The 20,234-nt window shown below is 69.5% G+C and carries 22 protein-coding genes; 5 read left to right on the top strand and 17 right to left on the bottom strand.

Annotation, left to right across the window (positions count from 1 at the left end; genetic code table 11):
* Positions 1–308: 308 nt before the first annotated feature.
* From VK92_RS26615 to gloB, 3 genes are all read right to left on the bottom strand, one after another.
* Positions 309–1,526 (bottom strand): MFS transporter, encoded by a 1,218-nt coding sequence (locus tag VK92_RS26615; protein WP_021163366.1) that lies wholly within the window; start codon positions 1,524–1,526, stop codon positions 309–311.
* Positions 1,527–1,683: 157 nt separating this feature from the next.
* The gene (locus VK92_RS26620) at positions 1,684–3,252 is read right to left on the bottom strand and encodes a transglycosylase SLT domain-containing protein (protein WP_042977861.1); all 1,569 of its coding nucleotides are present in this window, start codon (positions 3,250–3,252) and stop codon (positions 1,684–1,686) included.
* A gap of 151 nt (positions 3,253–3,403) precedes the next feature.
* Positions 3,404–4,210: a hydroxyacylglutathione hydrolase gene (gloB, locus tag VK92_RS26625; protein WP_048025406.1), complete on the bottom strand. Its 807-nt coding sequence runs from the start codon at positions 4,208–4,210 to the stop codon at positions 3,404–3,406.
* Between the two features lie 18 nt (positions 4,211–4,228).
* Between gloB and VK92_RS26630 the strand changes: the two genes are divergently transcribed.
* From VK92_RS26630 to dnaQ, 3 genes are read left to right on the top strand one after another with little or no spacing between them, the layout of a single operon-like run.
* Positions 4,229–5,041, top strand: coding sequence for a class I SAM-dependent methyltransferase (locus tag VK92_RS26630; protein ID WP_027787882.1), 813 nt, complete (start codon positions 4,229–4,231; stop codon positions 5,039–5,041).
* Positions 5,038–5,481, top strand: coding sequence for a ribonuclease HI (rnhA, locus tag VK92_RS26635; RefSeq protein WP_021163370.1), 444 nt, complete (start codon positions 5,038–5,040; stop codon positions 5,479–5,481). The genes VK92_RS26630 and rnhA overlap by 4 nt, the downstream gene beginning before the upstream one ends.
* Before the next feature lie 38 nt (positions 5,482–5,519).
* Positions 5,520–6,254, top strand: coding sequence for a DNA polymerase III subunit epsilon (gene dnaQ, locus VK92_RS26640; protein ID WP_048025407.1), 735 nt, complete (start codon positions 5,520–5,522; stop codon positions 6,252–6,254).
* A 34-nt stretch (positions 6,255–6,288) separates the two neighbouring features.
* On the opposite strand, the gene VK92_RS26645 is transcribed toward dnaQ, so the two are convergent.
* Positions 6,289–6,621: a YnfA family protein gene (locus tag VK92_RS26645; RefSeq protein ID WP_021163372.1), complete on the bottom strand. Its 333-nt coding sequence runs from the start codon at positions 6,619–6,621 to the stop codon at positions 6,289–6,291.
* A 539-nt stretch (positions 6,622–7,160) separates the two neighbouring features.
* Here VK92_RS26645 and proP point away from each other — a divergent pair.
* Positions 7,161–8,648, top strand: a complete 1,488-nt coding sequence (proP, locus tag VK92_RS26650; protein WP_048025408.1) for a glycine betaine/L-proline transporter ProP — start codon at positions 7,161–7,163, stop codon at positions 8,646–8,648.
* A 108-nt stretch (positions 8,649–8,756) separates the two neighbouring features.
* On the opposite strand, the gene VK92_RS26655 is transcribed toward proP, so the two are convergent.
* Positions 8,757–8,963, bottom strand: a complete 207-nt coding sequence (locus VK92_RS26655) for a hypothetical protein (protein ID WP_042977865.1) — start codon at positions 8,961–8,963, stop codon at positions 8,757–8,759.
* A 173-nt stretch (positions 8,964–9,136) separates the two neighbouring features.
* Entirely contained in the window at positions 9,137–9,766 is a 630-nt protein-coding gene (locus VK92_RS26660) for a glutathione S-transferase family protein (protein WP_048025409.1), read from the bottom strand.
* Between the two features lie 171 nt (positions 9,767–9,937).
* On the opposite strand from VK92_RS26660, the gene VK92_RS26665 reads away from it, so the two are divergent.
* Positions 9,938–11,161 carry a polyhydroxyalkanoate depolymerase gene (locus VK92_RS26665; RefSeq protein WP_048025410.1) on the top strand — a complete coding sequence of 408 codons (1,224 nt, stop codon included), beginning with the start codon at positions 9,938–9,940 and terminating at the stop codon, positions 11,159–11,161.
* A gap of 9 nt (positions 11,162–11,170) precedes the next feature.
* Here the strand turns inward: VK92_RS26665 and VK92_RS26670 are convergent, their stop codons facing one another.
* From VK92_RS26670 to madL, 11 genes are all read right to left on the bottom strand, one after another.
* Positions 11,171–11,815 (bottom strand): phosphoribosyltransferase, encoded by a 645-nt coding sequence (locus VK92_RS26670; protein ID WP_048025411.1) that lies wholly within the window; start codon positions 11,813–11,815, stop codon positions 11,171–11,173.
* 125 nt (positions 11,816–11,940) lie between these two features.
* Positions 11,941–12,462, bottom strand: coding sequence for a phospholipase D-like domain-containing protein (locus VK92_RS26675; protein WP_048025412.1), 522 nt, complete (start codon positions 12,460–12,462; stop codon positions 11,941–11,943).
* A gap of 105 nt (positions 12,463–12,567) precedes the next feature.
* A complete protein-coding gene (mdcH, locus tag VK92_RS26680) occupies positions 12,568–13,500 on the bottom strand; it encodes a malonate decarboxylase subunit epsilon (RefSeq protein ID WP_048025413.1) in 933 nt (310 codons plus the stop codon).
* Positions 13,497–14,363 (bottom strand): triphosphoribosyl-dephospho-CoA synthase MdcB, encoded by an 867-nt coding sequence (mdcB, locus tag VK92_RS26685; RefSeq protein ID WP_048025414.1) that lies wholly within the window; start codon positions 14,361–14,363, stop codon positions 13,497–13,499. The genes mdcH and mdcB overlap by 4 nt, the downstream gene beginning before the upstream one ends.
* A complete protein-coding gene (mdcG, locus tag VK92_RS26690) occupies positions 14,360–15,028 on the bottom strand; it encodes a malonate decarboxylase holo-[acyl-carrier-protein] synthase (RefSeq protein WP_048025423.1) in 669 nt (222 codons plus the stop codon). Before mdcG ends, mdcB begins: the two co-directional genes overlap by 4 nt.
* Positions 15,015–15,722, bottom strand: coding sequence for a biotin-independent malonate decarboxylase subunit gamma (mdcE, locus tag VK92_RS26695; RefSeq protein WP_048025415.1), 708 nt, complete (start codon positions 15,720–15,722; stop codon positions 15,015–15,017). The genes mdcG and mdcE overlap by 14 nt, the downstream gene beginning before the upstream one ends.
* Entirely contained in the window at positions 15,709–16,650 is a 942-nt protein-coding gene (locus tag VK92_RS26700; RefSeq protein ID WP_048025416.1) for a biotin-independent malonate decarboxylase subunit beta, read from the bottom strand. Before VK92_RS26700 ends, mdcE begins: the two co-directional genes overlap by 14 nt.
* The gene (gene mdcC, locus VK92_RS26705) at positions 16,647–16,961 is read right to left on the bottom strand and encodes a malonate decarboxylase acyl carrier protein (protein ID WP_021162697.1); all 315 of its coding nucleotides are present in this window, start codon (positions 16,959–16,961) and stop codon (positions 16,647–16,649) included. Before mdcC ends, VK92_RS26700 begins: the two co-directional genes overlap by 4 nt.
* Positions 16,962–16,971: 10 nt before the next feature.
* A complete protein-coding gene (gene mdcA / locus VK92_RS26710; protein ID WP_048025417.1) occupies positions 16,972–18,618 on the bottom strand; it encodes a malonate decarboxylase subunit alpha in 1,647 nt (548 codons plus the stop codon).
* 134 nt (positions 18,619–18,752) lie between these two features.
* Entirely contained in the window at positions 18,753–19,520 is a 768-nt protein-coding gene (gene madM / locus VK92_RS26715; RefSeq protein WP_021162695.1) for a malonate transporter subunit MadM, read from the bottom strand.
* 11 nt (positions 19,521–19,531) lie between these two features.
* A complete protein-coding gene (gene madL, locus VK92_RS26720; RefSeq protein ID WP_021162694.1) occupies positions 19,532–19,927 on the bottom strand; it encodes a malonate transporter subunit MadL in 396 nt (131 codons plus the stop codon).
* Positions 19,928–20,234 lie beyond the last annotated feature (307 nt).

A 20,234-nucleotide genomic window follows, 5' to 3' on the forward strand; every position in this document is an offset into this window, starting at 1 on the left:
CGCGCTGCGTGGGCGCGCGTGGTCGCTTGCTGGACGCGGCCTGCGTTGTCGTGACGCGAACCCGGCGCGTGGCGCACGAGGCTTCGCGGCATCGCCCGGCAGGCGGCGTGCGGCGGATGAACGGGATGTATGAGGTAGGCGCTAGGGTGCGAGGTTGATCAGCACAAACTTTCAAATTATAGCCTGAAAATGGCCTTATCTTCAATTGATATGGCCGTCCGATCGTGCGTGCGCGACGCGCGGCGACGCGAAGCAGCGCGCTGCGGCCCCGTTTTACGCGGCCGCCCTGCCCCGAGCGTACCGCCGGATCAGTGTACTTGGCCAGCGCCGCGCGCGGGCCATACGTACCAGACCGCGCTCGCGAGCTGCAACGCGAGCAACACGCCCCATGCGGTGAAGTGCGCGGCGGCCGGATAGCGGCCGTCGACCGCGGGCCAGTGCGACAGCACCGCGCCGACGCCAATCTGGAACGCAAAGATCAGCAGGAAGATCACGAGCGTGAGCGTCGTGTTCGCGCGGCCGATCAGATGCGCGGGAAAATGCCCGGCCATCACCGCGTAGGTCAGGATCCCGACGCCGCCGAACATTCCGTATGCGGCCCACAGAACGGCCGGCGGCAACGGCACGCGCGCCACGATCGCAGCCTGCGTCGCGACGAACAACGCCATGCCGATGCCGCAGAACGCGTACACGGACACGCCGCGCCGCTCGAGCACGCGCGCCGCGGCGCCGAAGCCGACGCAGCCGGCCATCATCGCGAAGCCGAGCACCGACACGAGGCGCGCCGCATGCGGCGCATCGAACCCCGCGACGTCGCGCAGGTACGGCCCGACCCACAGCGACTGCATCGCGTAGAACACGCCCTGCGTGACGACGGAGAACGACGAGATCTTCCAGAAGGCACGGCTGCCCAGGATATGCCACGTGCCCTTGAACTGGCTGACGAGCCCGCCCTGGTGACGCACCTGCTTCGCCTCCGGCGCGCCCAGGCCGATCGACGCCGCGACGGCCACCGTCAGCACCGCGAGGCCGAAACAGATCGCACGCCAGCTCGTCCAGCCGAGCAGCCAGGTCAGTGGCGAGCCGACCATCACGCCGCCGAGGCCGCCCACGGCCATCACGAGCCCGTTCACGAGCGGTAGCCGGCCGACCGGGAAATGCTGCGCGAGCGCCTTGAACGCCGCGCCGAGACACACCGACACGCCGACTCCGATCAGCAGCCGGCCGACCATCATCGTGCCGAGGCTGTGCGCGGCTCCGAACACGGCCGCACCGGCGGCCGCGAACAGCAGCATGCCGGCCGTCACGCGGCGCGGGCCGAAGTGATCGAGCATCACGCCGGCCGGGATCTGCGCGCCCGCGAAGCCGAGAAAATAAAGGCTCGTGAGCAGGCCGAGATCGGCGGCCGACAACCCGAGCTCGTGCGTGACGAACGGCGCAAAGCCCAGATTGACGCCGCGAAACACATACGACACGAAATACCCGACCGAAAACAGCGCGAGCACCCTCACCTGCACCGACGACATCGTCTCTCCTTGTTATATGAAGGCATTCAAGGCGGCACCCCCGCGCCGCGCACAAACAAAAACGCCGTCACCTCGGTGACGGCGTTTCATCGCATTTCGTCGGATGATAACGCAATCGCACGAACCGGGCCGGCCGCGCGATGCGCTCGCGACTGCGTTACTTCTTCTTGCCCTTTTGCGTTGCGGCCTTGGCCGGCGCCGCTTTCGTCGCTTTCGTCGATTTGGCCGCCGGCTTCGCCGCGCCGCGCTTCGCGCCATGCGACTTGCCGCCCACCGCCAGGCTCGCGCGCTCGATGTGCGCACCGGCGGCCGACGTCGCGATCCGTTCCGGACCGGGCTCCGCCGGCACCGAACGGCCGACCGGCACGTGCAGCACGAGCGCCTGGCCCGGCATCACGAGATCGCGGTGCGTGCGGTTCCACGCCTTGAGCTGGCCGACCGACACGCCATAGCGGCCGGCGATCGCCGCCATCGACTGCTTGCGGCGCACGCGGATCAGCATCTTGCGCGTGTCGGGCACATCGGGTTCCATCGCGAGCGCGCCGTTTTCGGCGACGTCGGCGCTGATGTCCTCGTCGTCGTCATCGCCGCGCGGCACGACGATCGTCGAGCCCGGCTTCAGGCGCATGCCGGCCGGAATCTTGTTGATCGACATCAGCGTATCGGCGTCCACGCCGATCTTCTCGGCGATCGCGGCCGGCCGTGCGCGTTCGCTGACCGTATAGGTGGTCCAAGACGAAAGCTGGCCATTGTAGGCTTTCAGGTTCTTCTCGAACGCCGACGCGTTGTCGAACGGCAGCAGGATCTGCGGCTCGGTCGCGCCGAGGATCACCGGCTTCGAGAACGACGGGTTCAGCGAGCGGAATTCGTCGAGCGACAGGTTCGCGAGCTTCGCGGCGACCGCCACGTCGATGTCGCGCGACGTCGTGACCGTCACGAAATACGGGTGGTTCGGGATGTCCGGCAGCGTCAGGCCATACTGCTGCGGGCTCGCGATGATGTTCTTCACCGCCTGCAGCTTCGGCACGTAATTACGCGTCTCGTTCGGCATCCGCAGGTTCTGGTAGTCGGTCGGCAGGCCGGCCGCCTGGTTGCGCGCGATCGCACGCTGCACGTTGCCCTCGCCCCAGTTGTACGCGGCCAGCGCGAGGTACCAGTCGCCGAACATGTCATGCAGACGCGACAGGTAGTCGAGCGCGGCGCTCGTCGACGCGAGCACGTCGCGGCGCTCGTCCTGCCACATGTTGCGCTTCAGGTTGTAGGTACGGCCCGTGCCGGGCATGAACTGCCACATGCCGGCCGCCTTCGCGACCGACAGCGCCTGCGGGTTGTACGCGGACTCGATGAACGGCAGCAGCGCGAGCTCGGTCGGCATGTGACGCGCCTCGAGCTCCTCGACGATGTGATACAGGTACTTCTGCGAGCGCTCGGTCATGCGCTGCACGTAATCGGGCCGCTGCGTGTACCAGGTCGTCTGCATGTCGACGAGGTCGCTCTGCAGGTCGGGCATCTGGAAGCCGCGGCGGATGCGCCCCCAGAGATCGGAGTCTGCACTGGTCAGGTCGCCGACGGATTGCTTGTCGACGTCGACAGTTTCTTTGGCGGTGGCTGATTTACGGAGGTAGTTGGACGTCGCCTGCGAATCGGCGGCGTTGTTGGCGACAGGGGCCTGGCTCGCACAAGCGGCGAGCAGCAGAACCACCATCGCACTCAATATAAGTCGCATGAAAATCTCGGCTTCCGACGGCTGGAAATTGCAGGCGATACTACGGAAGTGCGTGCTTCACGTCAATAAAAACACCGAAAACTCAGCGAAATCCTACATTTGGAGCAATTTTTACAGACACCGCTTGAGCTTTGGAGTCCTCCGGAAATCGTCATCGGAACCGGTTTTTCCACTCGCGCATCAGCGTGAATGCCGTCAGACGATCCGGCACCGTTTCATGCAACTCGGCCTCGAGCGTGGCATGAATCGCCGCGCTGTCCGACCGCATGAACGGGTTAACGGCACGCTCGTGAGCAATCGTAGTAGGCAGCGTCGGCACGCCGCGCGCGCGCAGCGCCTGCGCTTCGTCGCGCCACGCAGCGAGCGCCGCATTGCCGGGCTCGCATGCGAGCGCGAAGCGAATATTGGACAGCGTGTATTCGTGGGCACAATGCACGCGCGTGTCGCCCGGCAGTGCGGCGAGCGCGTCGAGCGACGCGAGCATCTGCGCGGGCGTGCCTTCGAACAGGCGCCCGCAGCCGCACGAGAACAGCGTGTCGCCGCAGAACACGTGCGGTGCCGCGTTGCGCGGCCCGGCCGCCTGGAAATAGGCGATGTGGCCGCGCGTGTGACCGGGCACGCCGAGTACGTCGAAGGCGACGGACGGTGCGTCGAGCGTCACGCGATCGCCGCCTGCCAGCGGCCGCGTGACCACGCCGATCGCCTCGGCCGCGGGGCCGTAAACCGCGAGCGGAGCATCGTCCGGTTGGCTATCGCGCAGTGCCGCGACACCGCCGACGTGGTCGGCATGATGGTGCGTGAGTAAAATAGCGGTCAACCGCCAGCCTCGTTCGGCAAGAACCCGGCGCACCGGCGCGGCTTCACCCGGATCGACGGCGATCGCATCGCGGCCGTCCGAGACGAGCCAGATATAGTTGTCATCGAATGCCGGAACCGGCACGTATTCCAGCTCGTTCATGGGCGCGCAATCATCGTTATGTCTGACCGTCAAATTATAGACTGGCCCGCCTGGACCGACTCGCCTCCCGGCCGCTACGTGCTGGGCTGGGAGCAGGCGCAGCTCGACCGGATCGTGTCCGACGTCTTCGGGTTCCACGCGCTGCAGCTCGGCCTGCCGCAACTCGACGCGCTGCGCGAGAACCGCATGCCGTATCGCGGCCTCGTGCTCGACCCGGCGAGCGGCGCGAGCGCGCCCTATCAGTATCCGTGGGCCCGCGAAGCCCATTCTCCCGAGCATGCGCCCGCCGATCGCAGCACGACCTGGTGCGACCTGCTCGACCTGCCGTTCGAGTCGCAGAGCGTCGACCTGATCGTGATGCCGCACACGCTCGAATTCACGTCCGATCCGCACCGCCTGCTGCGCGAGGCCGAGCGCGTGCTGATGCCGGAAGGCCAGCTCGTGATCACCGGGTTCAATTCGCTCAGCCTGTGGGGGATGCGGCAATCGTTCGGGCGCATGGCGAACCGTCCGTTCGTGCCGGCCACGCGCGACCAGATCGCGTTCATCCGGCTCAAGGACTGGATCAAGCTGCTAGGCTTCGACCTCGAACGCGGCCGCTTCGGCTGCTACCGGCCGCCGCTCGTCACCGACAAGTGGCTGGCCCGCTACGGCTTCATGGAAGCCGCCGGCGACCGCTGGTGGCCGATCTTCGGCGCCGTCTACATGGTGACGGCCGTCAAGCGCGTGCGCGGCATGCGCCTCGTCGGCCAGATCCGGATGAAGAAACCCGTGCTCGCACCTGGCCTGACGCCGGCGGCCTCCCCGACCACCCATCAAGAACATTCATGACAATCGATACGATCGACATCTATACCGACGGCGCCTGCAAGGGCAACCCCGGCCCCGGCGGCTGGGGCGCATTGATGCGCTACGGCGACAAGGAAAAGGAGCTGTTCGGCGGCGAGCCGAACACGACCAACAACCGCATGGAGCTGATGGGCGTGATCGCTGCGCTCGAAGCGCTGAAGCGGCCGTGCCAGGTGATCGTGCACACCGACTCGCAATACGTGCAGAAAGGCATCAGCGAGTGGATCCACGGCTGGAAGAAGAAAGGCTGGGTCACCGCGGCGAAGACGCCCGTGAAGAACGCCGACCTGTGGAAGCGGCTCGACGCGCTCGTCGCGCAGCACGAGGTCGAGTGGCGCTGGGTCAAGGGCCACGCGGGCCATCCCGAAAACGAGCGCGCGGATGCGCTCGCGAATCGCGGCGTCGAATCGCTCACGGCCTGAACGCGGGCCGCCCCCTTGTTTCCTACGTTTTCCCCGACATGCGCCAGATCATTCTCGATACCGAAACCACCGGCCTGAACGCCCGCACGGGCGACCGCCTCATCGAAATCGGCTGCGTCGAGCTGCTGAACCGGCGGCTCACCGGCAACAACCTGCACTTCTACGTGAACCCCGAGCGCGACAGCGATCCGGGCGCGCTGGCGGTGCACGGCCTCACGACCGAATTCCTCAGCGACAAGCCGAAATTCGCGGAAGTCGCCGACCAGATCCGCGACTTCGTGAAGGACGCCGAGCTGATCATCCACAACGCGCCGTTCGACCTTGGCTTTCTCGACGCGGAATTCGCGCGGCTCGGCCTGCCGCCGTTCACCGAACATTGCGGCGGCGTGATCGACACGCTCGTGCAGGCCAAGCAGATGTTCCCCGGCAAGCGCAACTCGCTCGACGCGCTGTGCGACCGCTTCGGCATCAGCAACGCGCACCGTACGCTGCACGGCGCACTGCTCGACTCGGAACTGCTCGCCGAGGTCTATCTCGCGATGACGCGCGGCCAGGACAGCCTCGTGATCGACATGCTCGACGACGCGGGTGCCGACGGCGGCACGGCAAACGGCCAGCGCGTGTCGCTCGCCGCGCTCGACCTGGCCGTGGTGGCCGCGAGCGACGACGAGCTCGCCGCGCACCAGGCGCAGCTCGACGAGCTCGACAAGTCGGTCAAGGGCACCTGCGTATGGCGCCTGTCCGCCGACGCGGGCGCCGCCGAAGCGGCCTGAAACACGCGGCACACGGCACGCGCCGCGGCCGCGCTCACCCGCGCGGCTGCAGCGCGATGACCGCCATTCCGCCGAGCGCGAGCGCCGCGCCGGCCACGTCCCAGCGGGTCAGCGCGACGCCGTCGACCACCCGCAGCCAGACCAGCGCGACCGCGATGTACACGCCGCCGTACGCCGCATAGGTGCGCCCCGCCGCACTCGGGTGCAGCGTCAGCAGCCACGCGAACAACGCGAGCGACAGCGCGGCCGGCAGCAGCAGCCACACCGGCCGCCCCTCCTTCAGCACGAGCCACGGCAGGTAACAGCCGACGATTTCGGCCAGCGCGGTGGCGGCGAACAACGCCGCGATCCTCATCAGTTCGGTCATCCGGTTCCTCGTGAATTCGCCCCCGTCACCGCGAGGCGGCACGGCCCCGCCGCGCGCCGCCGATCATACCCGAGCCGCCCCCGCCGAACGCCCCGCCAGACGGGCGTTTCCCGGCAATTTGCACGATCATCTGTCATTGTGCTATCATGTCGCCTGTTTCAACATTCAATCTCTGTCTATTCGATTTCGAGAGAAGTCCGTCCGCGCGTTGCGGGCCGGCCCTTCGACCGAAATTGCACCCACAGGAAAGCCCGCCCGACAGGCCCGCTTTTCTCGTTTCGTTGCCCCTCCGGGGCGCTTGCCGGAACGCCGGACATCGTCCGCACCGGCATCTGCCGCTTGCATCACGCGGCCCATTCTTCATGAGCGCACTGTCGCGACGGCCCATCGGGCCCGCGTCGAAGCAGCCCCTTACGGCCCTTTACCGCCGCTTGTGCAGTAAGTGCTTAATGGTCTGCCCCGACGCGCCGCACGCGATACCGCGCTCGCCGGCAAACCGTGTCGGACGGCCCGCCCGTTCGGCGCAGTCAAAGGAGTGCATGACCTTGACCGCAACACACGTCAGCCCGACCGCTGCTTCTTCCTCCGCTTCGTCGTCCGGCGAAGCCCCGCTCGTCGCGGACGACATCACCGTCGTCGACCAGAGCCTGCTCAAGCGCGCCGTCAGCGCGATGGCCATCGGCAATGCGATGGAATGGTTCGACTTCGGCGTCTACAGCTACATCGCCGTCACGCTCGGCAAGGTGTTCTTCCCGTCCAGCAGCCCGTCCGCGCAGCTGCTCGCCACCTTCGGCACGTTCGCGGCCGCCTTCCTCGTGCGCCCGCTCGGCGGCATGGTGTTCGGCCCGCTCGGCGACCGCATCGGCCGCCAGCGCGTGCTCGCCGCCACGATGATCATGATGGCCGTCGGCACCTTCGCGATCGGCCTGATCCCCAGCTACGCGTCGATCGGCATCATGGCCCCCGTGCTGCTGCTCGTCGCCCGTCTCGTGCAGGGTTTCTCGACCGGCGGCGAATACGGCGGCGCGGCCACCTTCATCGCCGAGTTCTCGACCGACAAGCGCCGCGGCTTCATGGGCAGCTTCCTCGAATTCGGCACGCTGATCGGCTATGTGCTGGGTGCCGGTGTCGTCGCGCTGCTCACCGCGTCGCTGTCGCAGGAGGCGCTGCTGTCGTGGGGCTGGCGTGTGCCGTTCCTGATCGCCGGCCCGCTCGGCCTGATCGGCCTGTACATCCGGATGAAGCTCGAGGAAACGCCGGCGTTCAAGCGCCAGGCGGAGGAGCGCGAAGCGCAGGACAAGGCCGTGCCGAAGGCGCGCTTCCGCGAAACGCTGATGCGCAACTGGCGTGCACTGCTGCTGTGCGTCGGCCTCGTGCTGATCTTCAACGTGACCGACTACATGGTGCTGTCGTACCTGCCGAGCTTCATGTCGTCGACGCTGCATTTCGACGAATCGCACAGCCTCGTGCTCGTGCTGATCGTGATGGTGCTGATGATGCCGCTGACGCTCGCCGCCGGCCGCCTGTCCGACCGGATCGGCCGCAAGCCCGTGATGCTCGCCGGCTGCGTCGGCCTGCTCGCGCTGTCGATCCCGTCGATGATGCTGATCCATGCCGGCACCACGGCATCGGTGTTCGGCGGCCTGCTGATCCTAGGCGTGCTGCTGTCGTGCTTTACCGGCGTGATGCCGTCGGCGCTGCCGGCCCTGTTCCCGACCGAGATCCGCTACGGCGCGCTCGCAATCGGCTTCAACGTGTCGGTGTCGCTGTTCGGCGGCACGACGCCGCTGGTCACCGCGTGGCTCGTCGACGTCACGCACAACCTGATGATGCCCGCGTACTACATGATGGGCGCCGCCGTGATCGGCATCGTGTCGGTCGTCGCGCTCGCCGAAACCGCACGCCAGCCGCTCAAGGGCTCGCCGCCGGCCGTCGCGACGCGCCGCGAAGCGCACCAGCTCGTGCGCCAGATGCGCGAGGACGACGATTCGGGCATGTACCCTGCCGTGTCGACCGCACGCGCCTGAGCATCGCCCATGAAAAACCCCGGCCGAAGCCGGGGCTCGATCGAATCCGATCCGCCCGACCGGCTCGCGCCGGCCGGGCTTTTTTTCATCCCCTCGCCGCGTACGCGTTCATGCTTGCGCTTCGCAATGGCGGCAGAACAGCAGTGCGCGCGATCGCGACACGGCCGCCTGTGCACCACGCGTCGCGACGATCAGCCCGACCTGACCGAGATTGAAATCGCGCTCGACCATCAACTGCGTCAGCGCGGCAAGCGGCAACACGACGGACGGGTGGTACAGGCTCGATTCGATCAGGGTTCGCATCATCAGCTCCATCAGGCAAGGCGTCATTCGATGGAGTGGATTCTAGGGATCGGCGCCCGCCGGATAAACCGCGCGAATGCGAAGTCACTTGTCAGCCGCGGAGAACAATCGGCCGACGCTTGCCTGGCAAGGCCCGACGGGCAGCCGGCAGCGGCCCGCAGCAGCCGGATGGCCCGCCGGCGGGCCTACGCGAGCGGCGTTTCGACGAAGGCCGGCAGCGCTTCCGCCCGCGCGGAATGCGCGGCGAGCGCCGGATAACGGGCCGGATCGATCCGCGCGAGCACCGGGTAGTCGGCCGCCATGAACTGCGTGAAGCGCCATGCGACCGCCACCGTCACGTCGGACTGCAGCAGGCGCGCGCCGCCGAACCAGCCGTTCGCGGCGGCGACGAGCGGCTCCAGTGCACCGTATGCGCCCTCGATCTGGCTCAGCACGCGCTCGAGCCACGGCGCGTGCTGCTTGTCGGCCGGACGCAGCGCCAGCTCGTAGACCACCTGCACGCTCTTCTCGGCGGCCGCCAGCGCAAAACCGACCGGCACGAGCGTGTTCAGGCGCGCGGCCGCATCCTCGGGCAGCAGCCGCCGCTCGGGCGCGACCCGATGATCCAGATAATCGACGATCAGCGACGAATCCATCAGCGTCGCACCGTCGTCGGTCACGAGCGTCGGCGCCTTGACGACCGGATTGATCGCCCTGAACTGCTCGATATGACGGAACACCGAGATCGACTCGTGTTCGAACGGGAGGTCGAGCAGCTTCGCCGAAATGGCGACACGGCGCACGAACGGGGAATCCAGCATGCCGATCAGCTTCATCGCAAACGCTCCGCTTGAGGGTATGGGATCGACGACTGTAGCAGCGCCGCAGGGCTTCGCCTAGCGCCCCCGTGCGTTTGATGCGCATCAGCCGGCCGCACGCGGGGCTCACGTTGTCCGGCCACAGTGACCATAATGCAAGTTCACGCCCCTTCCGCCCCAAGGTTCGCCATGTGGTACGCCCTCGTCGAGCAGCAGCGGGAATGGATGCGCGCCTGGCGCGCGGCCACGCGGCATGCGTTCGACGCGTGGCCCGCGGCGACGCTGCCGCACGCCGCATCGTCGTGCTACGACGACCTGTTCGAGCCGCTGCTCGGGCCGCCGGGAGAGCCCCCGCACTTCGACATCGGGTGGCCGGCCGTCGGCGAGCACATCGTCGCGCGCACGCCGTTCTGCGACCTGCGGCGCTTCACGCGCGTCGATGCGCGGCGCACGGTACTGCTCTGTGCGCCGCTCGCCGGGCATGCGGCCGTGATGATGCGGGAAACCGTCGAGACGCTGCTCGCGGATGGCGACGTCTGCGTGACCGACTGGCGCAATGCGCGCGACGTGCCGCTCGCGGCGGGCCGCTTCGGGCTCGACGAATATGTCGCGACGCTCGACGGCTTCGTCGACGGGCTCGCGCACGACGACCGGCCGCTGCATGTCGTCGCCGTGTGCCAGGCAACCGTGCCGGTGCTCGGCGCGCTCGCGCTGCGCGCCGCTCGCGGCCTCGCGCCGCCCGCGAGCGTCACGCTGATCGGCGGCCCGCTCGACGCGCGCCGGAATCCGAGTGCGCTCGGCACCGCCGCCGCGGCCCATTCGCTGGGCTGGTGCCGCCGCCACCTGATCGACGTCGTGCCGCCGGGTTTCGCGGGGCATGGCCGCCACGTGTTTCCCACCTATCTGCAGCAAGGCGAGATCGCGCTCGTGTACCCGCAGCGCTTCCTGTCGCTGATCGAAGCGTACGCGCTGGCCGCGTCGCGCTTCGACATGACCGGGCTCGCCGGCGCACGGCGTGCGCTGCTCGAATACACGGCGCTGCTCGACATGCCGGCCGAGTATTTCCTCGACACGATCGACATCGTGTTCCAGCGCATGAGCCTCGCGGTCGGTACCTGGGACGTGGGTGGGCAGCGCGTCGAGCCGGCCGCGCTGCGCGGCGTCGCACTGCTGACCGTCGAAGGCGCATGCGACGCGGTCACGGGCGCCGGCCAGACGCATGCAGCGCTCGACATGTGCAGCGGCCTCGCCGACGACGAGCGCTACCGCGTCGACATCGGCGACTGCGATCACTACGGGTTGTTTACCGGGGTGCACTGGCGCGGGGAGGTCCATCCGATGCTGCAGCGCCTGTTCGCGTGGGCCGAAACACGCCGCCCTCGCCCCCGCCCGCGCCGCATCAGGCGCACGTGATGCCGTGTCTCAGGGCCGGGCCGCGTCGAGCAATGCGCGTACCTCGTCGTCGCTCGTCTGCTCGAAGCGCGCGTAGAACTGGCTGATCCCGAAGAACGGCAGCGGCTGCCACACCGTGACGAACGCATCGGCCAGGTCGTCGAACGCGTGCCGCGCGCCCGCCGGCGCGACCGGCGCAGCCGCGACGATGCGCGCCGGGTGACGCTCGCGCAACGTCTGCAGCGCGACGCGCATCGACGCGCCGGTCGCGACGCCGTCGTCGACGACGATCGCAATGCGCCCCTCGACCGGCAGCGGCGGCGCGGCACCGCGATACAACGCCTCGCGGCGATGCAGTTCGATCGTCTCGCGCGCGATCACATCGGCGAGCTGCGCGTCGGACACGCTCATCGAGCGGAGCACCGAACGCTGCAGATGAATCGCACCGCCCGTCGCGATCGCGCCCATCGCGAGCTCGGGATCGGACGGCACGCCGAGCTTGCGTACGACCAGCACGTCGAGCGGCGCGTGCAGCGCGCAGGCGACCGGATACGCGACGGGCACGCCGCCGCGCGGCAACGCGAGCACGACGACATTGCCGCGGCCCGCATAATCGCGCAACGCGTCGGCCAGCCGGCAGCCGGCATCGGTGCGATCGGCAAAACACTCGAACACGTTCGGCCCCCTGCCGTTGCGCCGGATGCGCGAAACCCGCGCCGGCGCCTGTCAACGAGCATGGTTCATCGTCGGCGCCGATGCAAGCAGGGTCATACCGGCGCGCGGGGCACCGAAGGAAAGGGTCAGAGGCCGCCGGCCTGCCGGTACAGCCGCCAGAACGACTGCGCATAGGATTGCGCGAGCTCGGGCGCGCGCTGGAACACGTTCACCGTTTCCGCATGCGCAGCCGCCCCTTCGGACAGCGTCGTCAGCGCGACGCTGTCGTCGACGATCACGAAGCGCGGCACAGGATCGCCGTGCCGCGACTCGATCGCCACGTCGATACCCGACGATTTCAGATAGCCCGCACCGCTGTACCGGCCCGCGTGCGGCGACCGCACGAGCACGACACGCACCTCGATCCCGCGCGAGCGGGCCGCGCTCAGCGCGCTCGCGACTGCCGGCGGCACGTGCGTATAGCCGGCCAGCAACACGCGACGCTGCGCCTGCTCGATCAGGTCGACGGTCGCGTCGGCCGCCGCATTGTCATACGAAAAGTATGTGCCGACCGACGCGGCGTCGGACGGAATCTGGCTGGCGTGGGCGCTCGCCGCGCAGCAGAGCGCGGCGAGAAGGAAGGCGGCTGGTCTCATGGCGGGCGCCATTTTAGCGACGCCAATTCGTGTGGCAAGCGCCGGCTGCAAGGCTGCTGCGCCGGCGCAACACACAGTGCGAAAGGCGCCTCCGGCGAGGGTCTTCCGGGCCGTCGATCAGCCCGCCGCGACACGCGCGAGCCAGCTCGCGACGCCGTCGACGGAACGGAAATCCGCGAGGCTGCGCGCCGGCAGCGCGGGATATGCGCTACCGGCCATCTCGGCCAGCGCGCGGCCGGGGCCGAACTCGAGGAACGCGGTCGCACCGGCCTCCACGCACGCGGCAAGACAGGCCGCCCACTCGACCGGCTCCGCGATCTGCCGGGCCAGCTTGTCGAGTCCCGCGTCGACGTCGAGCACCGACGCGCCGTCGATACCCGAAAAGAGCCGCGTGCCGGGCAACGGCCGCCGCACGTGAGCGGCGGCGAGCGACGCGCGAAACACCGGCACGGCCGCGGCGAGCCGGCGCGTGTGCGACGCGATCCGCACGCAGACGGGCGCGACGCGCAGCGCACCGTCGCGCGACGCGTCGTCGGCCACCGCATCGACATCGGGCTGGCGCCCCGCGACCACGAACGCGTCGCCCGGGTTCGCGATCGCGATCGCCGCGTCGCGGCCGTCGCACAATCGCGCAAGCCGAGCGCGCGTCAGGCCGCGCACGAACACCATCCGCTCGCCGCCGCCGCTCGCGGCATCCATTGCACGCGCGCGCGCATCGGCCAGGTCGAGCGCGGCGTCCGGCTCGATCATCCCCGCGACGCTCCACGACGCGACTTCGCCGACGCTGTAGCCGGCGACGCAGCGCCGGCGCGGCCACACCGCGTCGAGCAGCGCGGCCGCCGCGAGCGCCTGGACCGTGCAGAGGATCTGCGCGGCACGGTTTTCACGCAGCGCGTCCGGCCCGGCCTGCCGCACCCACGCGCGCGGATCGTCGCCGAGCAGCCGGCCGGCGTGTGCGAACACCGCATCGGCCTGCGGTGCAGTGCCGGTCAGGTCGAACATGTCGGCGCGCTGCGCGCCCTGTCCCGAGCAGAGGATGGCCAGCGTCATCGCGCGCCTCCGTCGGCTTCGAGCGCATCGACGAAAACGCTCATCGCGAGCAGGTCGGCCGCGCCGCCCGGGCTCAGCCGGCGCGCGACGAACGCACGATGCGCGCCGGCCGCGCGTAGCCGCCAGTCGCGCGCCCGCACGCCGCCGCGTGCAACGAACGCGCGTGCGGTTGCTTGCGCGAATTCGAGGCCGTCCTGCCCGCCCCGGTGCAGCAGGTTCGTATCGTCGAGCGCGGCGATCAGCGCAAAGCACGCGTCGACGCGCGCCGCTTCCGGGTCGCCGGGCAGGTCGCGCCGCGCGCGGCGCAGCGCGGGCAACCCGACCGCATAGACGGTCGTGAAACCGTCGGCCGCCTCGCGGCGCGCGCCGCCGACGCCATAGCGGCGGCTCGCGCGTTCGCCATGGCTGTCGGGCAGGCGCGGGCCGCCGAGGATGTCGGCGCCCCAGCGGCGGGAGACGAACGCGCCGAGCGTCGTCCCGCCCGGCACGGCGCCCGGCGTCGCACGCCGGCCCGCCGCCGCACACAGCAGCCCGAGCCCGAAGATCGCGCCGCGATGCGTGTTGACGCCGCCGGTCGCGGCGAGCATCGCGTGCTCGGCGCGCAGGCCGATCTTGCGCAGCACGGCCATGTCCGCATCGCGCGCGCCTGCGTCGGCCAGTTCCGCAAAGTAAGGCCGCAGCACGGCGGCGCTGCGTGCGAAGGTCGCGGCATCCATGTCGGTATGACTGCCGGTGTCGACGTGACTGACGAGCCCCGGCTTCGGATAGGTCTCGATCTCGAGCACGAGGCTGCGCTCGGCCAGTTCGGCGATGCGCTCGGCTTCGGACGGCGCCGGTATGCGGCAGGCGGCCCATGCAGTCATCGCGCGCCCCCGGTGAAGGCGTCGGCCGGCATCAGTTCGACGGCGATCGCCGTCTTGACCGCGACTTCAGGCTGCCGCGCGTGCAGTTCGCGCCAGTTGACGCCCGCACCGTCGTTGCGCAGCAGTTCGCCGTCGATGCGCATGGGCGCGCGCCCGTCGATCGCCGCAAGGCCGTCGAGCAGCGTCGCGACCGATGCCGCTTCCGGTAGCGGGAACACGATGTCGAGGTCGGACGACTCGCCCAGGTACGGCTCGCCCGTCAGCGCCTGCCATGCGAGGCTGCCGAACACGCGGCCCTGCACGCCGCACCGCGCGCCGAGCGCATCGAGCTCGCGCAACGGTGCGCGCCACGCGTCGGGCGCGGCCGCGAGCACGTCGGACAACGTGGGCAGCGGGCTGACCGTCGCGAGCGCATCGGCCGCTGCGTTCAGCGCGATGCGCCGCTTGCCCGCGGACGGCGGCAGCGGCAGGCCGAGCGGCACGCGGCCGGCATCGGCCTCGTCGGGCGACGCGCGGCGCACGATCAGCGGCCGGCCGCGCGCGGCCCACACCTGCACGAGCGGATCGGCGGCGAGCGCGGGATCGCGCGCGAATGCCGCGCCCCACCCCGCCGCCGTCAACGTGACGAGCGTGTGGCGGCGCAGCGGCATCTCAGCGCGCGGCACGCGCGAGCGCCTCGACGCGCCGCGCGACATCGGCAGCCACCGGCCGGCCGCGCGCAGCGCGCCGGTCGACGCGGTCGGCCGGCTTGCCGAGCCATTCGCCGACCTGCGCGTCGAGCGCGCGGGCCGGATCGAGCACGGCGTCGACGGCGCCCATCTTCACGAGATTGTCGAGCCCCGGCGCGAACACCGGTGTCGAGCGCGCCATCTCCTTCAGCACGTCTATCGGCAGCTTGGTCACGCGCGACATCGACGGCAGATCCATCACTTCCGGTTCGGCGCCCGGCACCGCAAGCAGCGTGCGCGTCGCGAGCGCGGTCGCGATGAACGCGCCGGCGGCCGTGTGGCCGTACAGCACGCCGATCGTCCGGTGCCCGGCGAGATCCGCGTGCATCAGGCACTTCGCGAGATGCGACAGCCCCTCGTTCAGGCCGAGCAGTTCGTCGCGCTTGCTCATCCGCTGGCTGTCGCTGTCGACGAGCACGAGGATCGGCGTGTCGCCGCCGCGCGCGATCGTGTCGAGCACGCGCGCCGCGAGCGTCAGCGCCTCGTCGATGCCGAACGGCAAGCGGTCGGCGACGCCGATCACGTCGACGCGCGTACCGGCCAGTTCCGCATGCCCCGTCAACAGGCCGCCGGTGCGGGCGATCGAGTGGCCCTGGGGAAACAAGGCATTCAGCACTTCATCGAGCGTCATGCGTGCTCTCCTGCAATTGATCCGCGAGCGACACGAACGTGTCGTCCGGCATGCCCGGAATCGCTTCCGGCTTGTCGGCCCCGAGCGCGCGCCAGACGTCGAGCGCATCGTTGCATGCGCCGAACCTTTCGACACGCGCCTCGAGACGCGCCTGCTCGGCACGCAGCATCGCCGCATCGAATGCCGGCGCACGCCCGATCAGCTCGAGCGCGGCCGCGCGGAACGCGTCCGGCGTATCGGCCACGTAGCGATCCGCGCCGCCGATCAGCCGCCGGTGCTTGCCGCCCATCGTGCGCCAGATCAGCGCGCGGTCCTTCGAATCGAACTCCTCGACGCCGCGATTGGTTTCGATCACCTCGGGGCCCGACACGCTGATACGGCCCTGCTCCGACACCGCGAGCGCCGAGCAGCATGCGGCGAGCAATCCGCCGCCGCCGTAGCAGCCCGCGCGCCCGCCGATCAGCCCGATCACCGGCACGCCGGCCGCACGCGTTTCGACGAGCGCGCGCATGATCTCGGCGATCGCGAGTTCGCCCGCGTTCGCCTCCTGCAGCCGCACGCCCCCCGTATCGAACAGGATCAGCACCGGCTTGCCGACTTCGCGCGCGGCGCGCAGCAGCCCGGTGAGCTTCGCGCCGTGCACTTCGCCGAACGCCCCGCCCATGAAGCGGCCTTCCTGCGCGGCGACGAACACCGGCTGCCCGTCGAGCCGGCCGTGGCCGACCACCATCCCGTCGTCGAACTGCTGCGGCAGGTCGAACAGCGGCAAGTGCGGGCTCGTCACGCGTTCGGCCGGCCCGAGGAATTCGTCGAAGCTGCCCGCGTCGAGCAGCCCGTCGACGCGCTGCCGCGCCGATGCTTCGTACCAGCTCGCCGCGTTCGCGACGAATGCGGGGGCGTCATGGGTGTGATGAATGTCGCTCATCATGCGTCCCCCTCGATCGCGCGCACGGCCTGCGCGAGCCGCAGCGACACCATGTCGGGCCGCGCGCCGCCGTCGTTGATCGACAGCTTCAGGCCGCCCGGCGTGCGCCGCTCGACGAAATCCGTGACGACGGCCTGCCACACCGCGCCGAAACCGACCGCCGCGGTGCGGATGTCGATCTCGCATTCGTTGCCCGGCAGCACGCGCTCGACGAGCACCTCGAGATTGCCGGATGCCACCACGCCGACGAGCGCCGCGGCCAGCTCGCCCTTCGCGCGCTCGCGCGCGGTGAAGCGATAGTTCAACTGTTCCATGCCCTCTTCCTCACCAGTTGCGGAACCGGGCCGGCGGCGCATAAAGCCCGCCCGACCAGTGCACGAGATCCTTGATCGAGCGCGCGGCGAGCCAGCGGCGATCGGCGTCGAGCGGATCGATGCCGAGATCCTCCGGACGGCGGATCACGCCGCGCTCGCGCAGCCGCTCGACCATCTTCCGGTCGCGGCCGCGGCCGATCTCCGTATAACCGGCGACGCCGCGGATCGCGTGCTCGCGTTCGTCCCTGTCGCGGCACATCAGCAGGTTCGCGATCCCTTCCTCGGTGACGATGTGCGTGACGTCGTCGCCGTAGACCATGATCGGCGCGAGGTCGAGCTGCAGCTTGTCGGCAAGCTTCAGCGCGTCGAGTTTCTCGACGAACATCGGCACGTTCTTGTCGCCGAACGTCTCGCCGATCTGCACGACGAGCTTGCGGCCGCGCCTGAGTGCCGCCGGCGTATCGGGATCGGCTTCCGCGCCGGCCTTCAGCCACGGCTCGCTCGGGTGACGCCGGCCGCGCGCATCGCTGCCCATGTTCGGCGCGCCGCCGAAACCGGCGATGCGCTCGGCGGTGACCGTCGACGAATGGCCGGACAGGTCGATCTGCAGCGTCGAGCCGATGAACATGTCGCACGCGTAGAGGCCGGCCGTCTGGCAGAACGCGCGGTTCGAGCGCAGCGACCCGTCGGAGCCCGTGAACCATATGTCGGAACGTGCGCGGATGTAGTCGTCCATCCCGACTTCCGAGCCGAAGCAGTGGATCTGCTCGACCCAGCCCGATTCGATCGCGGGAATCAGCGTCGGGTGCGGATTGAGCGCCCAGTGCGAGCAGACCTTGCCCTTCAGCCCGAGCTTCTCGCCGTAGGTCGGCAGCAGCAGTTCGATCGCGGCCGTGTTGAAGCCGATCCCGTGGTTCAGGCGCTTGATGCCGTAAGGTTCGTAGATGCCCTTGATCGCGAGCATCGCGGTGAGGATCTGCGTCTCGGTGATCGCGGCCGGGTCGCGCGTGAACAGCGGCTCGACGTAGAACGGCCGGCCCGCCTCGACGATGAAGTGCACGCGGTCGCCGGGAATGTCGACGCGCGGCACCTTGTCGACGATGCGGTCGACCTGCGCGATCACGATGCCGTCCTTGAACGCGGTGGCCTCGACGACGGTCGGCGTGTCCTCGGTGTTCGGGCCCGTGTACAGGTTGCCGTCGGCGTCGGCGCTGACCGCGGCGATCAGCGCGACCTGCGGCGTGAGATCGATGAAGTAGCGCGCGAACAGCTCGAGATAGGTGTGCACCGCGCCGAGCGCGATCTTGCCGCCGAACAGCAGCTTCGCGATGCGCTGCGACTGCGGGCCCGAATACGCGAAGTCGAGGCGCTTCGCGATGCCGCGCTCGAACACGTCGAGATGCTCGGGCAGCACGACGCCCGACTGCACCATGTGCAGGTCGTGAATCTTCGCGCTGTCGACGTCGGCGAGCGCCGTCGCGAGCAGGTCGGCCTGCTTCTGGTTGTCGCCTTCGAGGCACACGCGGTCGCCGGGCCGCAGCACCGCTTCGAGCAACGCGACGGCGTCGCGCGCATCGACCCGCTTGCCCTGCGCGAAACGCGCACCGGCCGCGAGGCGTGCATCGCGCGCCTGCCGCGCGTGATTCCATCCCGTCATGAACAGTTCTCCCGCTTCGATGGTTCAGCGGCATTCTAAGCCGGGCGCCGCCGCCGATTGATGATGTTGACGAATGCGACTCAGAGGACGCCGCGATGGATGCGGCCCGCGCGCCTGGGCCGCATCGCAGCGCGCTACGCGCCGACCAGCGCGCGCGTCGTGAAGAACAGCACCGACGGCCCGAGCAGGCAGCCCACACCCGTATGGAACGTCGCGACCAGCGCGCCGTACGGGACGAGCCGCCGGTCGGTCGCGGCGAGCCCCGCGCTCACGCCGCTGACGGTGCCGGCCAGACCACCGAAGATCATCGCGGAACGCGGCGTCTTCAGGCCCATGAAGTTGGCCGCGACCGGCGTGCCGACCATCACGATGATCGCCTTCACGAGCCCCGTCGCGATGCTGAGCGCGATCACGTCGGAGCTCGCGCCGATCGCCGCGCCCGTCACGGGGCCGACGATGTAGGTGACGGCGCCCGCGCCGATGGTCGTCATGCTGACCGCGTCGGTGTAGCCGAACGCGCGCGCGATGCACGCACCGACGATGAACGGCAGCACGGTGCCGAGCAGCAGCGACACGACGCCGACGAGCCCGGCCTTGCGCGCCTCGGTCGGCTGCACTTCGAACGCGGTCGCGACGATCGCGAAATCGCGCAGCATCGCGCCGCCCATCAGGCCGATGCCGGCGAACAGCTTGACGTCGGCCAGCCCCTTCTCGCCACCGGTGAATGCGCCGCCGACATAGGCGAGCACGAGGCCGATGACGATCGCGATCGCGGAGCCGTGCACACGGCCGAACGTGAGCTTGCGCGACGCGATCGACGACAGCCACATGATCAGGCCGACCAGCGCGAACGACGCGACGAGCCCGTTGTGGGCGACGACTTTTTCGAGCATCTGCAGCATGGCGGCCTCCGTCACTGTTCTTCGAATTGCGGCACGGCCGCGAAGGCCGTGTCGTCGCGCCCGGTGCGCACGAGTACCGCGATGCAGCATGCGCAGATCGCGACCGCGCCGACGGCGGCCAGCAGCGCGACGGGGCCGCCCTTCAGCGCGGCGACGACGTTCTGGTTCGCGGCCATCGCGACGACGACGGGGATGTACATCGCGCCCCAGAACCCGACGCCGGCCTCGGTTTCCTTCGGCAGCCAGCCGCGCCGGTGCAGCCACAGGCGCAGGCAGATCAGCAGCAGCATCGCGATGCCGACGCCGCCGACGTTGGTCTTCACGCCGATCGCGCTGCCGAGCAGGTCGCCGAGGAACAGGCCGGCCAGGTGGCAGAACGCCAGCAGCGCGGTTCCGTAGATGATCATGAGTCGTCTCCAGTCTCTTCGTGACGGGCGCCGGACGCATGCAGGAACCGGCCCCGCACGCCGATCCCGTGCGCGGACTTGTCTCCTGCGGCGGTGCGCCGCGGCCCGGCGGCCCGTCGTGCGGGCGCGTTCTCGGGCGGTCGATGGGATGATGCGGTTTCGGGCCGGACGCCGGATGCCGTAGACTGCCCGATGCAGCCGCCGGCACGACGCGGGCCACGCATCCGGTGCGCGCCGTGACGGGCACGCACCGAGGCGTGATCCGATACTAGCGCCGCAATATCCGGCCATTTATGAAGTTGTCGAA

The organism is Burkholderia sp. LK4 (assembly GCF_001043615.1).
GTDB classification, from domain to species: Bacteria; Pseudomonadota; Gammaproteobacteria; order Burkholderiales; family Burkholderiaceae; genus Burkholderia; species Burkholderia cepacia.

Coding starts and splice junctions, on each gene's coding strand:
- VK92_RS26615 (WP_021163366.1), bottom strand. CDS start 1,526: ATGTCGTCGGTGCAGGTGAGGGTGCTCGCGCTGTTTTCGGTCGGGTAT.
- VK92_RS26620 (WP_042977861.1), bottom strand. CDS start 3,252: ATGCGACTTATATTGAGTGCGATGGTGGTTCTGCTGCTCGCCGCTTGT.
- gloB (WP_048025406.1), bottom strand. CDS start 4,210: ATGAACGAGCTGGAATACGTGCCGGTTCCGGCATTCGATGACAACTAT.
- VK92_RS26630 (WP_027787882.1), top strand. CDS start 4,229: ATGTCTGACCGTCAAATTATAGACTGGCCCGCCTGGACCGACTCGCCT.
- rnhA (WP_021163370.1), top strand. CDS start 5,038: ATGACAATCGATACGATCGACATCTATACCGACGGCGCCTGCAAGGGC.
- dnaQ (WP_048025407.1), top strand. CDS start 5,520: ATGCGCCAGATCATTCTCGATACCGAAACCACCGGCCTGAACGCCCGC.
- VK92_RS26645 (WP_021163372.1), bottom strand. CDS start 6,621: ATGACCGAACTGATGAGGATCGCGGCGTTGTTCGCCGCCACCGCGCTG.
- proP (WP_048025408.1), top strand. CDS start 7,161: ATGACCTTGACCGCAACACACGTCAGCCCGACCGCTGCTTCTTCCTCC.
- VK92_RS26655 (WP_042977865.1), bottom strand. CDS start 8,963: ATGGAGCTGATGATGCGAACCCTGATCGAATCGAGCCTGTACCACCCG.
- VK92_RS26660 (WP_048025409.1), bottom strand. CDS start 9,766: ATGAAGCTGATCGGCATGCTGGATTCCCCGTTCGTGCGCCGTGTCGCC.
- VK92_RS26665 (WP_048025410.1), top strand. CDS start 9,938: ATGTGGTACGCCCTCGTCGAGCAGCAGCGGGAATGGATGCGCGCCTGG.
- VK92_RS26675 (WP_048025412.1), bottom strand. CDS start 12,462: ATGGCGCCCGCCATGAGACCAGCCGCCTTCCTTCTCGCCGCGCTCTGC.
- mdcH (WP_048025413.1), bottom strand. CDS start 13,500: ATGACGCTGGCCATCCTCTGCTCGGGACAGGGCGCGCAGCGCGCCGAC.
- mdcB (WP_048025414.1), bottom strand. CDS start 14,363: ATGACTGCATGGGCCGCCTGCCGCATACCGGCGCCGTCCGAAGCCGAG.
- mdcE (WP_048025415.1), bottom strand. CDS start 15,722: ATGACGCTCGATGAAGTGCTGAATGCCTTGTTTCCCCAGGGCCACTCG.
- VK92_RS26700 (WP_048025416.1), bottom strand. CDS start 16,650: ATGATGAGCGACATTCATCACACCCATGACGCCCCCGCATTCGTCGCG.
- mdcC (WP_021162697.1), bottom strand. CDS start 16,961: ATGGAACAGTTGAACTATCGCTTCACCGCGCGCGAGCGCGCGAAGGGC.
- mdcA (WP_048025417.1), bottom strand. CDS start 18,618: ATGACGGGATGGAATCACGCGCGGCAGGCGCGCGATGCACGCCTCGCG.
- madM (WP_021162695.1), bottom strand. CDS start 19,520: ATGCTGCAGATGCTCGAAAAAGTCGTCGCCCACAACGGGCTCGTCGCG.
- madL (WP_021162694.1), bottom strand. CDS start 19,927: ATGATCATCTACGGAACCGCGCTGCTGGCGTTCTGCCACCTGGCCGGC.